Source organism: Salinivibrio sp. IB574 (assembly GCF_001996205.1).
Taxonomy (GTDB): Bacteria; Pseudomonadota; Gammaproteobacteria; order Enterobacterales; family Vibrionaceae; genus Salinivibrio; species Salinivibrio proteolyticus.
Window position 1 is genome coordinate 221,885 of the sequence record NZ_MUFN01000002.1, and the last position, 17,360, is coordinate 239,244.

Here is a 17,360-nt window from a genome sequence, read left to right on the forward strand (position 1 = left end):
TTCAGCCTCTTACGCGAACAGCGGGTTTACTTTGTTGGTATCGATGTCGAATTTCTTGATAGCGTCCGCTACCAGTTTCTTGTCAACATCGCCGCGCTTAGCCAGCTCGTTAAGCGCCGCAACAACCACATAGCCTGCGTTCACTTCGAAGTGACGACGTAGGTTTTCGCGGCTGTCAGAACGACCAAAGCCGTCAGTACCCAGAACTTTGTAAGATTCCGCTGGGATAAACGCGCGAACTTGGTCAGCGTAGTTCTTCATATAGTCAGTCGCAGCAATCGCAGGCTCAGTTCCCATTACAGTTTGGATGTAAGGAACTTGTGCGTCTGCATCTGGGTGCAACATGTTGAAGCGCTCTGCATCTTGGCCGTCACGTGCCAGCTCGTTGAACGAGGTCACGCTGTATACGTCAGACGCTACACCGTACTCATCGCTAAGCAGTTTCGCCGCTTTGCGCACTTCAGTCATGATGGTGCCAGAGCCCATTAGCTGAACTTTCGCTTTGTCGCCCGTATAGGTTTCTAGCTTGTAGATACCTTTACGGATACCTTCTTCCGCACCCTCAGGCATGGCCGGCTGATGATAGTTTTCGTTCATCAGCGTCAGGTAGTAGTAGATGTTTTCTTGGTCAGGACCGTACATGCGACGGATACCGTCTTGCATGATCACCGCCACTTCGTACGCGAAGGTTGGGTCGTAAGAAACACAGTTAGGTACAGTGCTCGCCAGAATATGGCTGTGACCGTCTTCGTGCTGCAGACCTTCACCGTTCAGGGTAGTACGACCGGCAGTTGCACCCAATAGGAAACCACGTGCTTGTTGGTCACCTGCCATCCACGCCATGTCGCCAACACGTTGGAAGCCGAACATTGAGTAGTAGATGTAGAATGGGATCATTGGCAGATCGTTGGTGCTGTAAGAGGTCGCCGCCGCTACCCACGAAGACATCGCGCCTAGCTCGTTGATCCCTTCTTGCAGTACTTGACCGCCTTGGTCTTCTTTGTAGTAAGACACTACACCACGGTCTTCAGGGGTATAAGTCTGACCATGTGGGTTGTAGATACCGACTTGACGGAACAGACCTTCCATACCGAAAGTACGCGCTTCGTCAGCAATGATAGGTACAATGTTTTTGCCGATGTTTTTGTCTTTCAGCAATACATTCAAAGAGCGTACAAAGGCCATGGTGGTGGAGATATCACGCTTCTGCTCAGACAGCAGGGCTGAGAAATCATCCAGTTTTGGTAGTGTTAGCTCTTTAGTAAAGTTAGGCAGACGTTGCGGGGTGTAACCGTGCAGCGCTTTACGGCGCGCGTGCAGGTACTCATACTCCGCTGAACCTTCTTCCAACTGTAGGTAAGGCAGGTTTTGTACGTCTTCATCAGACAGCAAGTCTTGCAGGCCAAGACGATCACGCATGGCAATGACGTGCGTCATGTCCATTTTCTTCACTTGGTGCGCGATGTTCTTACCTTCTGCCGCTTCACCCATGCCGTAACCTTTAACGGTTTTCGCTAGGATCACGGTTGGACGATCATTGCACTCTTGTGCCGCTTTGAACGCAGCAAACAGTTTTGATGGCTCATGACCACCACGCTTCAGTGCAAAGATTTCTTCGTCGGTCATATCAGCAACCAAAGCAGCTGTTTCTGGATACTTACCGAAGAAGTGTTCACGCACGTAGGCGCCATCTTTTGATTTGAAGGTTTGGTAATCGCCGTCGATGGTTTCGTTCATCAACTGCAGCAGTTTACCTGAGGTATCTTTCGCCAGCAGTTTATCCCAGCCAGAACCCCAAACCACTTTGATCACGTTCCAGCCAGCACCTTTGAATAGGCCTTCTAGCTCTTGGATGATCTTACCGTTACCCATTACAGGGCCATCAAGGCGCTGCAGGTTACAGTTGATCAGGAAGCATAGGTTATCCAGTTTTTCACGGGCCGCAAACGACAGCGCACCACGTGATTCTGGCTCATCCATCTCACCATCACCCAGGAACGCATAAACGCGTTGCTCTGAGGTGTCTTTCAGACCGCGACCGTTCAGATACTTGAGGAAACGCGCTTGGTAGATAGACGCAATAGGACCCAGACCCATAGAAACGGTAGGGAATTGCCAGAATTCAGGCATCAGCTTCGGGTGTGGGTAAGAAGAAATACCTTTACCGTCTACTTCTTGGCGGAAGTTGTCGAGCTGCTCAGCAGTGAGACGACCTTCAACAAACGCACGCGCGTAGATACCTGGAGAGATGTGACCTTGATAATACACCAAATCGCCGCCGTCTTTTTCATTCGGCGCACGGAAGAAGTGGTTGAAACAGGTCTCGTAGAAAGCAGCCGATGACTGGAATGATGCCATGTGGCCACCCAGCTCTAAATCTTTCTTGGACGCACGCAACACGATCATGATTGCGTTCCAACGAATGATAGAACGGATACGACGTTCCAGATTCACATCACCTGGGTAAGCAGGTTCTTGATCGGCAGGAATGGTATTTACATAGTTGGTGGTCACGCCAGTTGGCATGTCAACACCGTCTAAACGTGCTTGTCCCAGTACTTGCTCCAGAAGGAACTGGGCACGTTCTACACCTTCTTCACGAACGACTGACTCGAGGGCTTGTAGCCACTCTTGAGTCTCAAGTGCGTCCACGTCATGTTTCATGACTTCAGACATGGCGATCTATCCTTTCGTTGATTGACTCATACAAAACAAACGTTGTCGCAGCTGGAGACACCGCTTGCCCTTTCTTTTGGGCGAATCCGGTATTACTCCAACTCGTCCTTGCGTTGTTGAATTCGACGCAGAGACCGTTCTCGACGGCTTTCTTCACGGCCAAGATCCAACAGAGTTTCCTCAATGTAAGCTAAGTGTGCATGTGACGCCTGTCTGGCTTTTTCTGGTTCGCCAGCAGTAATCGCATCCACGATCTCAGCCCGGTGTCGGCTGACGTTTTCCACCGTTTCTTGGCGGCGGTAAAGTAGCTCAAAGTTTTGCAGAATATTCTGCTCCAGCAGCGGCGCAAGACTGCGCATAATATAAAGCAGCACCACATTGTGTGCCGCTTCCGTTACTGCAACTAAATACTGCATGACAGCCGAGGCTTCTGCCTCTAAATCCCCTTGTTGCTGCGCATGACGAATCGCATCATGGCAGTCACATATCCGCTTGAAGTCTTCTTTCGTACCGCGGAGGGCGGCAAAGTAAGAAGAGATGCCTTCCAGCGCATGACGTGACTCCAGCAAATCAAGTTGGGTTTCAGGATGGTCCGCCAATAACTCTAGCAGGGGTTCAGAGAATCGCTGCCACAGTCGTTCACTGACAAAAGTGCCGCCACCTTGTTTACGCGTCAGCAACTTTTTAGCTTCAAGTCGCTGGATCGCTTCGCGCACTGACGGACGCGACACATCAAATTGTTTTGCCAACTCCCGCTCAGGCGGTAACTTCTGGCCCGGCGATAAAGTGCCTTCCAGAATTAAACCTTCGAGCTCTTTCTCGATAACATCTGAGAGTTTGGGTTGACGAATTCTTTGATATGCCATTGTTTTTGTTGACCATCCGTCTTAGCAGCTTTCACTGCCTTCGACAGAAACTGACTAGTTGTCAATTGGTAATACCAATTTTTTATAATCCTTTAAAGTTACCAGACAGCAGATATTGTGTCCACCAGAAGTTTGATTGACATCATGGAAACGACTGTATCTTTAAGGTGACAGTCGGCACACTCTGGCTCGCAAAAATTGGTCTGACCAATAAACACTTTATTAACAAGTCGCCTTTTTACAGCCCCACGAGCCTAAACAAGCGCGTGATGCCGCCACACTATTTGGCGATCAGCGAATTATAATAGGGCCAATCAAATGCAGGGCCCGGATCGGTTTTTCTCCCCGGCGCAATATGTTCATGGCCGGTAATGCGATCACAGGTAATGGCTGGATAATACTGCATCAGCGTACGGGTGATCGTCGCTAAAGCTTGGTACTGCGGATCGGTATAAGGTAGGTCATCCGTGCCCTCGAGCTCGATACCGATCGAAAAGTCATTGCATTGCTCGCGTCCATTAAAACACGAAGCGCCAGCATGCCACGCACGCTCGTTGAATGGTACAAACTGGATCACACTTCCATCTCGTCGGATCAGTAGGTGCGCGGAGACGCGAAGATCGGCGATCTCAGCAAAATAAGGGTGCTCACTCGCGTCGAGCTGACCTTGAAAAAACTGTTCGATATAGGGGCCATCAAACTGCCCTGGTGGGAGGCTAATATTGTGGATGACCAGTAAGGAAACCTCTTCCCCATCGGGTCGTTGGTTGTAGTGGGGAGATGGGCAAGCGCGTGCGCCCACCAGCCAATGATCGTTGATGTTTGAAAAAGACATGCCGCTATCCATGGTTGGACTGGACGATTACTCTATCTCGCGGATGTTCAGATTGGAATAGAAGCAGCAACCCGCGCTTGGGTTCGCTTTGGCGTGATACATGGCCGCATCAGCTTGATTCATCAATTGTTGCAATTCCAGCCCATCGGTTGGGAAACAGCTCACCCCGATACTCAGAGAAAGCTCCAGCTCTGCACCATTGGTCACCATTGGCGCGCGCATTTCTTGAATAATACGCTCAATCACCTCTTGCAGCGCCTGTTTATCCGCCAATAAATCGAGCCAAACAATAAACTCATCGCCTCCTAAACGCCCGACTAAATCCGAACGTCGCACCGCAAGCTTTAACCGCTGGCTAACGACTTTTAGCAATTCATCCCCCACTCCGTGACCATAGGTATCGTTCACTTCTTTAAATCGGTTTACATCGATAAACAGCAACGCGGCTTTGGTTTGCGCGCGTGAAGCACGCATCAAGGCAACCTCCACATGTGACTCAAACGCGCGGCGATTAAACAGTCGAGTGAGTTCATCATGCTCGGCTAAGTACATTAGCTGCTGCTGTTGCTCTCGCAGTTGCTGAGTTTGTTGGGCAATCTCTTCGGCAAGCTGCTCTTTGCGCACCATAGTATTTTTTAACGTGCGCTTCATCTCGTTGACATGTGAGGCAAGGTCAGACATTTCGTCAGAGGTTTCGAGTGAAAGTTGGGTGGTTAAATCCCCTTGCTTTATTTTCGCCACATCGTCATGCAGCTCCTCTAGCCGCTGGAAGAAACGTCGCCGTGTGTTGGTAGCCAAGACTGTCACCAACAGCGCCAATAAGATCAGCACCCCACCGTGTAAAATGAGTAATGCTTTTTGTTGTTGCCCAGCGGAGTGCATCGCTTCTTGACGCATGGAGAAGGCCGCCTCACTCATGGTTTGCAATAGCATGTTATAGCGAGAAAACACCATCATTTGCGAGGTGTCGTTGGCATTTGTATCACTATGGCGCCGAGCCGATAACACTAATAAAGTATCAATACTCTGCGCCGCTTGACGAATCGCTTGGAGCGACTGGATCGGCAATTCACGATTTTGTTCACGAAGGCGTTGCAGCAAAGTTTGGTTGGCATGATACGCATCTTGGCGTGTTTCCGCGCTATGGTACTGCTGATATAACCAAAGCCTTCCCCGCACCGCATCAATTTGTGAATGTAAAGAGACAATGGCATCGAGACGATGTTGGACCTGAGTTTGTTTATAAAACAACTCAACGGTGATAAGTAAGGTGATCATAGTGAGCGCAGCACACGCATACACCACGACACTTAACTGTTGTCCTATCTTCATTTTAATAAGCTCGCCTTATGCGTCGCCTCCGTTAAAGGACCAGGATTTAGCAAACGACGAAAGCCCGGTTCCGTCCCTGCCACTAGCCCGGCTTCTCGTGCCCACATAGCTTGATTTTTTAAGCTCAGGAGTAAAGCGTCGCTCAAGGAAAGCCGAAAAAGATAGTCTTGCCAAAGCCATGCCAGCTGGTTGTCGGGCATTGACAAGTAGTCGGCCACGACTGTCTTTGATTCATCGGGATGGAGATGAATATAGTCAATCGCATCATTCAGCCCTGCAATTACCTGACGCATACGCTGGTGTTGATGAATGTTTAACGGGCTTCGGCTCGCCAGTAAAAAAGAGAGGTTGTGCAGCCCCTTACTGTTAAATTGCGATACGCGCTGCTGCGCCTCTTGCATGATTTGATAGCCGTAAGGCTCCCAAATCGAAATCGCATCGACTTCCCCACGTAATAACGCGCCTGGAAGTTGGTCCGGAGAATAGTAAGCTTTTTTTATCGGTAACTCAGACAGGCCATGCAAGTTCAACATCAAGTCTAAGAAGAACTCACTAGCACTCGATTGCACCACGCCAACACGTGCATCGACCAGCACGTCTAACGATTGGTGAATCGGCAACGTCAATGACCAGAGCTTGACGTCGTTATTGGACTCCACAAAGCTGGCTAGGATATTAAAGTCATCGCGCTGAAAGCTATTAAACATCGCCACGGTTTCCGATACCGTCGCAAGATCGGCGTCTCCCGCCATCAGCGTACTGAAGCTTTTTACCCCACCATGAACCGGTAAAAGGCTAACATTCACGCCGTGGTCAGCAAAAAAGCCTTGTTTATCTGCGATAATAATGGGCGCGGCAAGCGGTGTGAGCGATACTGCAATCGTCACGGTCGGACTGCTGTTGTTGACAGGCGCACGCACACTTTGCCATGCCCAATACCCAAGTATTGCGATGGCTAACGTGGCACATAATGCAAATAGTCGTTTCATTGTTGCGCCTCATAAGTGTGTGCTGACACCAAGTATAGTCAAGGTTTAGACAGGCCATGCATAAAAAACAAGACGAGAAAAAAGTTTACGGCGGCAGTGGCTGCATTTCATCACCAGTGAGGTTATCATTTCGGCAACTTTTGACTGCACCAGTGAGCCAAGATGACGTCGACAACTTCTCCATTTCGCGCGGTACACGATAGCGATAGCCGCTTTGCTTATCTCACCTCGCACCTTGATGCGGACGTAAAACGTCTAGTTTATGAGACACTACGAGAAGACTTGGGAGGGGAGATTGATCCCAGTCAGGACATTACCGCTAGCTTAATCCCTGCCGACTCGGTCTCCACCGCTATTTTGATCACCCGAGAGGCTGGAGTATTTTGTGGGCAGGCGTTTGCCGATGAGGTATTTCGTCAACTCGGCGGGGCCGTGTCGCTCACTTGGCATGTCAAAGATGGCGACACAGTGACACCAAATCAAACTTTGTGTACCCTGCACGGCCCCTCGCGGATTATTTTAACCGGCGAGCGCAATGCGATGAATTTTATTCAAACGCTATCTGGTTGTGCGAGCAAGGTGGCGACTTATGTGGCGGCGCTTAATGGCACGCACACCCAATTACTCGACACCCGCAAAACCATTCCGGGAATGCGGAGTGCGTTGAAGTACGCGGTCGCGTGTGGTGGCGGCCATAATCATCGGATTGGGGTGTTCGATGCATATTTGATTAAAGAAAATCATATTCTTGCCTGTGGGGGCATTGCCAATGCCGTGCAAGAAGCCCGTCGCCTTAACCCCGACAAGCCTGTGGAAGTAGAAACAGAAACCTTGGCCGAGCTGCAACAAGCCATTGATGCGGGGGCCGATGTGGTGATGCTGGATAACTTTACCATTCCCATGATGCGTGAAGCAGTTGAGCTCAACCAAGGCCGTGTCGCCCTCGAAGTGTCTGGAAACGTCACCTTGGACACCCTCGCCGACTATGCCGCCACAGGCGTCGATTATATTTCCGTGGGCGCGCTGACCAAGCATGTTACCGCACTCGATTTATCCATGCGCTTTCAGTAATCCACCTGTTCGCAAGATAATGAGGCCGCCTCTTACCAGCGGCCTTTTTTATAACAATTCTGTGACAAAAAATTTGTCGTCTGTCGAACACTGCAACAGAAAAAACCCACTGTTACACCAAGGTTTTATCCTTGACTCTCAAACTCATGTTTCCCCTCTTTTTTGCGCCACACACGAGCGTAAAGTGCTGGCACTGATTGTTGCCTACTCACTTTGTGGCAACTCATGATTACGAGGAGAGAAATAGGATGAAAAAGCAACAAGGGTTTAGCTTGATTGAGTTACTGGTGGTATTAGGCATTATTGGCGCCCTGACTGCCATCGCCATTCCGCAATACCAAAAGTATCAAGATAAAGCCAAAGTCACTGCCGCGATTGCCACGCTGACCAATATGCGCTCCGTGGTAGAAGCAAAAATTATGGAAGATGGCGCGTTCCCAAAAGACGCGGACAAAAAAACTCTCGGAATTCCTTCAGAGGTAACACTCAGTACGACTAAAGGTGTTGAAGGTAACATGTCTCTAACCGTGAAGGGGTTACCGGGAGGTGGAGACGTAAAGCTCTCGCGTACTGCTGYAGGCCACTGGAAGTGCGAGCAACCATCGACAACCATAGAAGTCAATGGTTGCAAGCAAGCGAGTAAAAACCAGCCAACACCTTAAGCGAATATAAAACAGGGACTCACGATGATCCCAACCGCTCAGTTGTATCAAGCCGGTTTATTGACTGATGCCCAGCGCGATATGCTGGGCATTGGCGACAATACTTCGCTCAGTCTTGCGCATATACTCGATGCTGGGGTTGACCCCACCGCGCTCGCTAACACCCTCGCCACGCTGTACCATCTTCCGTTCGCAGAGAGTCATCAGTACCCATTTAAAGACACCTGCTATGCCCTCGACCGGCGTGATTTAATTCAGCGTCACCAAGTGCTACCGCTTGCTCAGCAAGGCCAAGAGCTATTACTGGGGGTCAGTGATCCAGATAACGCAGACGCTGTCGCCGACTTTCGCTTTTCTACTGGGCTCAATGTCCGGTTAGTGGTGCTCAGTCAGCCAGATTTGGATGCTGCGTTGCGCCACTTATACGGGGCAGATATCGATGGCACTGGCGATGGTATCACCATCAGTGATCAGGACTTGGCGGCCCTGACCGTCACCGATAGCCCACAAGAGGACAGTGCCGAGCTACAAAGTGATCAGGCGCCCATCAGTCGTTACATTCAACAGATCTTAGTGGATGCGGTGCGTAAAAAAGCCTCCGACGTGCATTTCGAGCCCTTTGAGCATCACTACCAAATTCGTTTTCGCCAAGACGGTTTATTACAAACCTATGCTCATCCTCCGGCGGGGGTCTCGCGGCGACTGTCGACCCGGCTCAAAATCTTAGCCCAACTCAATATTGCCGAACGACGTTTGCCACAGGACGGGCGCATCAAGCTGACCCTCACCGCCGACCATACCGTCGATATGCGCGTCTCTACCCTGCCAACCATTTGGGGCGAGAAAGTAGTGGTTCGTCTGCTAGATAATGGCCAGCAGCAATTAACCTTGCATGATTTAGGCTTAACCGAGTGGCAACGCCAGCACTATCAAGACGCATTAGATAGACCGCAAGGCATGATTTTGTTTACCGGCCCAACCGGCAGCGGCAAAACCGTCTCCTTGTACAGTGGGTTAAAGTATCTCAATCAGCCCGAGCGTAATATTGCCACCGTCGAAGATCCGGTTGAGATCCAGCTAGGAGGCGTCAACCAAGTCAACGTTAATACGGCCATTGGTTTAGATTTTGCCACCGCACTCCGTGCATTTTTGCGCCAAGATCCCGATGTAGTCATGGTGGGGGAAATTCGCGATCTCGACACCGCTGAAATCGGGATCAAGGCCGCGCAAACCGGTCATCTGGTGTTATCAACCCTGCATACCAATTCCGCCGCCGAAAGCATCACCCGTTTGTCCCATATGGGCATTGCCCCCTACAACCTTGCCAGCTCTCTAACTTTGGTGGTGGCCCAACGTTTAGTCCGCCGTTTATGCCCGATGTGTAAACAGCCGCATCCAGCTGATGATCCGCACCTTCAGCATTTAGCTAACCTCTATCCGACGTTAACCCCAAACACCTTGTACCAAGCTCATCCTCACGGCTGCTATCAGTGTTATCAAGGCTATCAGGGTCGCACCGGGGTGTATGAGGTGCTTCCTGTCACCGAGACTATTGCCAGCGCCATTTACCGCAATGCCAGTGCCATCGAACTGACCCAACTGGCGACGGATGAAGGGATGTGGCGATTAGCCGAATCCGGGATTGCCAAACTCAATCAAGGGATCACCAGCATTCAAGAGCTTACTCGCGTTATTCAGCTTGCCTAAGGAGTCTTCATGGCCAAACCCACGCTGTTTCTCTTTCATTGGCGCCAAGCCGCTGCAGGCGGCGACAAAAAAGGCCAGGTGTTCGCCTATACCGAGCAGGATGCTCGCCAACAGCTGGCGAGCCAATCGATCTTGCCCACACGCATCATTCGCCGTCGACTATCGAGCTTTCAGCAGCGCCGTCACAAAGCCAAAGCGGCGGATATCACTCAGTTTTCCCGCGATCTCACCACTCTGCTAGAGTCTGGGATCCCTATCGTACAGGCCCTCAACCTCATCGCGCTCAATCAGGTCAAAGCCGAGATGCGCTTGCTGGTGCGTCATATTCGCCAGCAACTCGAAGCGGGCACCAGTTTAAGCGATGCGTTGGCGCAAGCGAGTCCCTTGTTTGATCGCTTCTACTGCGATCTGGTCGCAACAGGCGAGCAAACCGGGCAGTTGCCGCAGGTCTTTGCCCGTTTAACCTTGTATCGTGAAAAACAGGCGCAGCTTCGCAGTAAAGTGATTAAAGCCATGATCTATCCCAGCATAGTGATCAGCGTGGCCTTGGGAGTGAGTGCCTATCTGCTGGTATTCGTGATCCCGAAGTTTAAACATATTTTTGACTCCTTCGGCGCCGAGCTACCTTGGCTGACCCAACAAGTGCTCGCCTTATCCGACATCGTGAGCCAACACGCATTGACCATCACACTGATGATGACGGGCCTTGCCGCTGCCCACCAATTGCTGCAGCGTAAAAACGCGACTTACCACTATTACTATGATCGCTGGCTACTGCGACTGCCCGTCATTGGTGAAGTGGTGAGTAAAGCCTGCATTGCCAAATTTTCTCGTACCCTCGCCACCACCTTTAGTGCTGGTATTCCGTTACTTTCTGGCTTACAAGCGGCAACAAAATCCATGACCAACGCTTATTATGTTCACGCGCTTAATGCAGTGTATCAGCACACCGCAACGGGGATTCCACTCCACCAAGCATTGCGTGACAGCGACAGCTTCCCTGTGATGGTGACCCAAATGGTGATGATTGGCGAAGAGTCGGGCTCACTCGATAATATGCTCAACCGCATCGCGCAAATCTATGAAGCCGAAGTCGATAACACCGTGGACAACCTCGGTAAAATCATCGAGCCCCTGTTAATTTTAGTGCTGGGGCTATTGATTGGCGGCTTGGTGGTGGCCATGTATTTACCGATTTTCAATCTGATGTCCGTTCTTGGCTAGCCAAGATAGAGTCTCTCGCCACAAGGCGCTATGATGCGCACAAGGTTTATACCCAGAAGGTCCCATGTTGATATTCTCATCGCCGTTATTCATCATTCTTGCCGGCCTATTCGGCCTGATTATCGGTAGCTTTTTAAATGTGGTCATCGCACGTTTGCCGATCATGATGGCGCGTCGTTGGCGCCAAGAATGCTTAGCCACCTTTCCTGATGCAAACATTGAGGCCCCCGATGGGCAGCGTTTTGATTTGTGCCTTCCCGCGTCTCACTGTCCGGCCTGTGAGCAAACCATTCGCTGGTATGACAATATTCCGCTACTCAGTTGGCTGGCTTTAAAAGGCCGCTGCCGCCATTGCCAACATCCCATCAGTAAACGCTATCCATTGGTGGAGCTGACCAGCGCGATACTTTGCATGCTCCCCGCATGGCTTTTCACCTCCCCGACATGGGCCATCGCGGTGATGGCGGCTAGTTTAGTGTTGTTAGCCTTAACCTTGATTGATTGGGAAACCCTGCTGCTGCCCGATCAACTCACCTTACCCTTGATGTGGTCCGGCATCAGCCTTGCGCTAATCGGCATTAGCCCCGTCACCCTCAGTGAGAGTGTCATTGGCGCCATGGTCGGTTATGTCAGCCTTTGGAGCCTCTTTTGGGCCTTTAAGCTCACCACCGGCAAAGAAGGCATGGGCTATGGCGACTTTAAGCTCTTTGCCGCCTTGGGGGCGTGGCTGGGATGGCAAGTACTGCCGCTCTTGATCCTGCTGGCCTCATTAAGTGGCGCCGTGATTGGCGCGATCCTACTCCGCCGTCAGCAGCAAGGACTGCAGCAACCCTTCGCCTTTGGTCCTTTTATTGCGATCGCCGGCTGGGTCTGCCTCCTGTGGGGGGATGGCCTGTTACACTGGTACCTTTCACAACTATTGGGAGTGCGTTAATGGGATTAGTGATTGGGCTTACTGGCGGTATCGGTAGCGGCAAAACCACGGTTGCCAACCAGTTTGCGGCCAAAGGCATTGAGGTGATTGATGCAGATGTGATTGCACGCGATGTGGTGGCGGTTGGCAGTGAAGGGCTTGCGGCAATCGCCGCGCGCTTTGGTGAATCAGCCTTGCAGTCCGATGGGCAATTGAATCGCGCTTGGCTCAGAGAGCGGGTCTTTTCACACCCAGACGACAAACGTTGGTTGGATGACTTACTGCACCCAATGATCCGTACCCAGATGATCAGCGCTTGCGCGCAAGCACGCTCTTCCTACTGTTTGCTTGTGGTGCCGTTATTGGTGGAAAATAACCTCATGGCATTAGCGGATCGCATTTTGGTGGTCGATGTTGATGAGCAAACCCAAATTGCACGGACATTAAAGCGAGACGGCGTGAGCCGCCAGCAAGTCGATGCCATTCTGGCTGCCCAAGCAACCCGTGCGCAGCGACTTGCGGTCGCCGACGACATCATCAACAATGATCAACCAGAGACGGAACTCCAACACCAGATTGATGCCTTACACCAGACGTATTTAACCTTGGCCGCCCAACATCACACCGGGGAGTAACCGGATAGGATCGCGAAACATTTATGACCAGCCTCACTTTGTATGAACACCCACTCAATGAACAGGTGCGAATTTATTTGCGCCTAGAGTACCTGCTCGATCAATTGGACGAAGTGAGCGGATTATCGGCCCCTTGCCACCATATTCAATTTTTCCGCAGTCTATTTGATTTGCTGGAAATTCTCGAACAAGTGCAAGTGAAAGCGGATCTTGCCAAGGATTTGGATAAGCTCAAGAAAAAGCTCAACGCTTGGGCGCATGTGCCACAGGTCGATCAACAGCAGCTACAACAACTGCTCGAGCAATTGGCCGAGCACCAACGTGCGGTCTTGCAAGCCAAGCGTTTTGGCCAAGCGCTACGCGAAGATCGCTTCCTGACCAGCATCAAACAGCGATTCTCCATTCCCGGTGGCAGCTGTAGTTTTGATTTACCCATTTTCCACTATTGGTTACATCAGCCTTTGGCCGCCCGCCAAAACGCGATTAATGGCTGGCTCGCCACACTATCACCGCTGCGTCATGCCCTAGCATTTTGGTTGCAACTGACCCGAGAAAGCGCACAAGGTGGGCATGTCGAGGTTAAACAAGGCTTCTATCAACAAGACGCTGATGGCGCGTGCCTGATCCGAATTCAGGTTAACCCCGATCTCGGCGTGTATCCTTTGGTTTCAGGACACAAAAACCGTTTTGCGATCCGTTTTATGCCATTTGACGATGATCGCGAGGTCGCCGACAATATGCCGGTATTTATCAGTGTCTGTTAAGGAGATGAGCGTGAGTGATACCCCCACGGTGGTGAAATGTCCAACCTGCCAACAACCTGTTGTTTGGGGCGAAATCAGCCCGCATCGCCCGTTTTGCAGCAAACGTTGTCAGTTGATTGATTTAGGGGAATGGGCCAATGAAGAAAAGGCGATTCCCGGTGCACCAGACAGCTCTGATGACGACCTATGGTCAGAAGGACAGGCGGAGTAATCTCCACCTGCCAAGACGAACGATCCGTGCTTAAAATCGAGCACGGATTTTCTCAAGCACCGCGTCATTCGCTTCAGGGAAGGTATACTCGGATAAACGCGCAATCGGTGCCCACTCACCATGCTGACCTTCCTGCCCTTGCGGCTCCCCTTCAAAGCGACTGACTAAGAAAAAATCGAAGCTTAATGCTTTGTCTGGAAAATCAAAGTCTAGCGAAATAAAGGGGCTGACGTCGGTGGCATCAATCCCCACTTCTTCACGCAGCTCCCGCACCACGGCTTGGCGCGGTGTTTCGTTGGCTTCAATTTTTCCGCCGGGGAATTCCCACTTTCCGCCTTGGTGCACATCTGCATGGCGACGTGTAATAAATATCTTATCTTGCGCGGCATTAACAATCACACCAGCGGCAATACTTACCCGTTTCATGAATACTCCTACTTACTACCACCTACGCGCTATCCACTGTCTGTCGATATGGATGCAAACACGTCGGCGAACGCGCGTCTTGGGGTATAAAAAAAGGCCGCTGAACGGCCTTTTTAGTCATACATAGTCAGGGTTAGATTTTACCGTGACATTGTTTAAATTTCTTCCCTGATCCGCATGGACACGGCTCATTACGGCCAACTTTTCGTCCATCGCGCACCACAGTTTCGTTGCCTGAAGCGTTCGCCTCGCCGTCACTGAGTGGGTTATCGGCTTTGGCATGATTCACTTGCTGTTGGCGAGCTGCTTGCTCTGCACGTGCTTGACGCTCCGCTTCCATACGCTCAACGTCGTCAGGCTGTTGCACACGAACGCGGCTGAGTGTGGTGATCACGTCGGTTTTTAGCGCTTCTAGCATGTCTTCAAACAGCTCGAACGATTCACGCTTGTACTCCTGCTTCGGATTCTTTTGCGCATAGCCGCGCAGGTGGATACCTTGGCGCAGGTGATCCATCGCCGCCAAATGCTCTTTCCACAGCGTATCCAAAGTTTGCAGCATGACCGCTTTTTCGAAGTTGCGCAGTGTTTCAGCACCCACCGCCGCTTCTTTGCTCTTATAGACATCAATCAGCGATGACAGAATTCGCTCACGCAATAATTCTTCATACAGCTTGTCGTCTTCATCCAACCATTGTTGGATAGGCAATTCGATATCAAAGTCTGCTTTTAAGCGCTGCTCTAGGCCGGCAATATCCCACATTTCTTCCAACGATTGCGGCGGAATATATTGGCTAACCAGTGCATTCACTACATCTTCACGGTTATGCTCAATCATTTCACTGATATCGCTGGAAACCAGCAGCGCGTCACGCAATTCGTAGACCACTTTACGCTGATCGTTGGCCACATCATCGAATTCCAGCAGCTGCTTACGAATGTCGAAGTTACGTCCTTCTACTTTACGTTGCGCGTTTTCAATCGCCTTGTTCACCCAAGGGTGTTCAATCGCTTCACCTTCACCCATCCCGAGGCGTTTCATCATGTTAGAGACTTTTTCTGAGGCAAAAATGCGCATCAGTGAGTCTTCCATCGACAGATAAAAACGCGTCGAACCTGGATCTGGAGCTGCTGCCATTTCTCTTTCGCCGCTTCGACTTGTGCGTCTGTTGGCTCGTCAATATCACCCAGTACCTGCTTCCAGCTACCGCCTAGAACAATATCCGTACCACGACCGGCCATGTTGGTTGCAATCGTCACGGTGCCCGGATAACCAGCTTGCTCAACGATTTCGGCTTCATGGGCATGGAATTTCGCGTTGAGGACTTGGTGCTTGATGCCATCTTTTTTCAGCGCATTAGAAAGAAGCTCTGATTTTTCAATCGAGACGGTCCCGACGAGTACCGGCTGGCCTGCTTTCGCTCGCGTTTTAATGTCTTCAATAATCGCAGCAAATTTCTCACGCTCGGTCATGTAAACCTGATCAGCATGATCTTTACGCACCATCGGGCGGTTGGTCGGAATAACCACGGTATCCAACCCATAAATCGACTGGAACTCAAAGGCTTCGGTGTCCGCGGTCCCTGTCATCCCTGACAGCTTTTCATAGAGTCGGAAGAAGTTCTGGAAGGTGATCGAGGCCAGTGTCTGGTTCTCGTTTTGGATTTTCACCCCTTCTTTGGCTTCCACCGCTTGGTGTAACCCTTCAGACCAACGACGTCCCGGCATGGTACGGCCGGTGTGCTCATCAACGATGATCACTTCGTCTTCTTTAACAATGTAATCGACGTCGCGCTCAAACAGCACATGGGCACGGAGTGCGGCGTTAATATGGTGCAACAAGCTAATATTCGCGGGCGAATACAGTGTATCGTCTTCTGCCATCAAGCCGTTTTTCTTTAGCAGCTCTTCGACAAACTCTTGGCCGTTTTCGGTCATGTAGACCTGTTTGGCTTTCTCATCGACGGTGTAATGCCCATCGCCACGATATTCTTCTGAGTCTTCTTCGTCTTGCTTTTCGAGCTGAGGGATCAACGCGTTGATCCGCTGATACATTTCTGAGCTATCTTCTGCAGGCCCTGAAATAATCAGTGGTGTACGCGCCTCATCAATCAAGATCGAGTCCACCTCATCGACAATTGAGAAGTAGCGATCGCGCTGCACGCGATCTTCCGCACGAAACGCCATGTTGTCGCGCAGGTAGTCAAAACCAAATTCGTTGTTGGTTCCGTAAAGAATGTCACACGCGTAAGCGGCTTTCTTCGCTTCCGGTGGCATGTTCGGCACATTCACGCCGACCGTCATGCCAAGAAAATCGAATAGCGGACGGTTTGTTTCCGCGTCACGTTGCGCCAAGTAGTCGTTGACGGTAACGATATGCACGGATTTGCCTGTCAGTGCATTCAAATAAGACGGCAAGGTCGCCGTCAGGGTTTTACCTTCACCAGTGCGCATTTCTGCAATCTGGCCACTGTGCAGCACCATGCCCCCGATAAGCTGAACATCGAAGTGGCGCATACCAAACACACGCTTAGATGCTTCGCGGACGGTGGCAAAGGCTTCAGGAAGCAGATCGTCCAAGCTTGCGCCTTGGTCGAGACGCTCACGGAATTCGACGGTTTTCGCTTTTAGCGCATCATCACTGAGGGATTCAAATTGGGGCTCTAGCTTATTGATTTCATCAACGACTTTTCGCAGCCGACGCAAAGTGCGGTCATTACGGCTTCCGATAACTTTAGTCAGGATTTTCGATAACATGGCGTTGCCGGTACTCTTTTTAATGGTCATCCCACATGGGCGGCAGCTGCACAGCAATGATGCTGGTGTGCATTCAGTTCAACGCGGATAGGCTATGGTTCATCGATTCGACAGAAGATGCCAATGCGCGCATCTTCATTAGGTGGAGCCAAATCGGAAAGAATTCAAGGGCGGACAGTGCCGCTTAACAACTTATTTTCCGCGAAGCTGATTGTGAAATTAACAGGCTGCATTGAAAACACTATGCCTGTCGCTCTACCCATGCGACACTTACCTGTGAATGATTCGGTCACTT

14 protein-coding genes and 1 pseudogene are annotated in these 17,360 nt (G+C 50.9%); 8 read left to right on the forward strand and 7 right to left on the reverse strand.

The window, feature by feature from the left end; all coding sequences use genetic code 11:
- Positions 1–9: 9 nt before the first annotated feature.
- From aceE to BZJ17_RS01755, 5 genes are all read right to left on the reverse strand, one after another.
- On the reverse strand, positions 10–2,676 hold the full coding sequence (gene aceE, locus BZJ17_RS01735) for a pyruvate dehydrogenase (acetyl-transferring), homodimeric type (RefSeq protein ID WP_077639571.1): 2,667 nt from the start codon (positions 2,674–2,676) through the stop codon (positions 10–12).
- A 92-nt stretch (positions 2,677–2,768) separates the two neighbouring features.
- Entirely contained in the window at positions 2,769–3,542 is a 774-nt protein-coding gene (gene pdhR, locus BZJ17_RS01740) for a pyruvate dehydrogenase complex transcriptional repressor PdhR (RefSeq protein ID WP_069586617.1), read from the reverse strand.
- A gap of 280 nt (positions 3,543–3,822) precedes the next feature.
- Positions 3,823–4,377 carry a 1,6-anhydro-N-acetylmuramyl-L-alanine amidase AmpD gene (gene ampD / locus BZJ17_RS01745; protein ID WP_077639572.1) on the reverse strand — a complete coding sequence of 185 codons (555 nt, stop codon included), beginning with the start codon at positions 4,375–4,377 and terminating at the stop codon, positions 3,823–3,825.
- A 27-nt stretch (positions 4,378–4,404) separates the two neighbouring features.
- The gene (locus BZJ17_RS01750; RefSeq protein WP_077639573.1) at positions 4,405–5,709 is read right to left on the reverse strand and encodes a diguanylate cyclase; all 1,305 of its coding nucleotides are present in this window, start codon (positions 5,707–5,709) and stop codon (positions 4,405–4,407) included.
- The gene (locus tag BZJ17_RS01755; RefSeq protein ID WP_077639574.1) at positions 5,706–6,698 is read right to left on the reverse strand and encodes an ABC transporter substrate-binding protein; all 993 of its coding nucleotides are present in this window, start codon (positions 6,696–6,698) and stop codon (positions 5,706–5,708) included. The genes BZJ17_RS01750 and BZJ17_RS01755 overlap by 4 nt, the downstream gene beginning before the upstream one ends.
- A 162-nt stretch (positions 6,699–6,860) precedes the next feature.
- Between BZJ17_RS01755 and nadC the strand changes: the two genes are divergently transcribed.
- The 8 genes from nadC to yacG all read left to right on the forward strand — a co-directional run bounded on the left by nadC (position 6,861) and on the right by yacG (position 13,885).
- Positions 6,861–7,769, forward strand: a complete 909-nt coding sequence (gene nadC / locus BZJ17_RS01760) for a carboxylating nicotinate-nucleotide diphosphorylase (RefSeq protein ID WP_077639575.1) — start codon at positions 6,861–6,863, stop codon at positions 7,767–7,769.
- Between the two features lie 248 nt (positions 7,770–8,017).
- Entirely contained in the window at positions 8,018–8,431 is a 414-nt protein-coding gene (locus BZJ17_RS01765) for a pilin (protein WP_077639612.1), read from the forward strand.
- A 24-nt stretch (positions 8,432–8,455) separates the two neighbouring features.
- Positions 8,456–10,138, forward strand: a complete 1,683-nt coding sequence (pilB, locus tag BZJ17_RS01770; protein ID WP_077639576.1) for a type IV-A pilus assembly ATPase PilB — start codon at positions 8,456–8,458, stop codon at positions 10,136–10,138.
- A 9-nt stretch (positions 10,139–10,147) separates the two neighbouring features.
- Positions 10,148–11,362, forward strand: coding sequence for a type II secretion system F family protein (locus BZJ17_RS01775; protein WP_069586612.1), 1,215 nt, complete (start codon positions 10,148–10,150; stop codon positions 11,360–11,362).
- A 64-nt stretch (positions 11,363–11,426) separates the two neighbouring features.
- Positions 11,427–12,296: an A24 family peptidase gene (locus BZJ17_RS01780; protein WP_077639577.1), complete on the forward strand. Its 870-nt coding sequence runs from the start codon at positions 11,427–11,429 to the stop codon at positions 12,294–12,296.
- Entirely contained in the window at positions 12,296–12,910 is a 615-nt protein-coding gene (gene coaE / locus BZJ17_RS01785) for a dephospho-CoA kinase (RefSeq protein ID WP_077639578.1), read from the forward strand. Before BZJ17_RS01780 ends, coaE begins: the two co-directional genes overlap by 1 nt.
- Before the next feature lie 23 nt (positions 12,911–12,933).
- Positions 12,934–13,674: a cell division protein ZapD gene (zapD, locus tag BZJ17_RS01790; RefSeq protein ID WP_069586609.1), complete on the forward strand. Its 741-nt coding sequence runs from the start codon at positions 12,934–12,936 to the stop codon at positions 13,672–13,674.
- A gap of 4 nt (positions 13,675–13,678) precedes the next feature.
- Positions 13,679–13,885: a DNA gyrase inhibitor YacG gene (gene yacG, locus BZJ17_RS01795; RefSeq protein ID WP_077639579.1), complete on the forward strand. Its 207-nt coding sequence runs from the start codon at positions 13,679–13,681 to the stop codon at positions 13,883–13,885.
- A 30-nt stretch (positions 13,886–13,915) separates the two neighbouring features.
- Here the strand turns inward: yacG and mutT are convergent, their stop codons facing one another.
- A complete protein-coding gene (mutT, locus tag BZJ17_RS01800; protein ID WP_069586607.1) occupies positions 13,916–14,311 on the reverse strand; it encodes an 8-oxo-dGTP diphosphatase MutT in 396 nt (131 codons plus the stop codon).
- A gap of 133 nt (positions 14,312–14,444) precedes the next feature.
- Positions 14,445–17,065, reverse strand: a pseudogene (secA, locus tag BZJ17_RS17570) (preprotein translocase subunit SecA).
- Positions 17,066–17,360 lie beyond the last annotated feature (295 nt).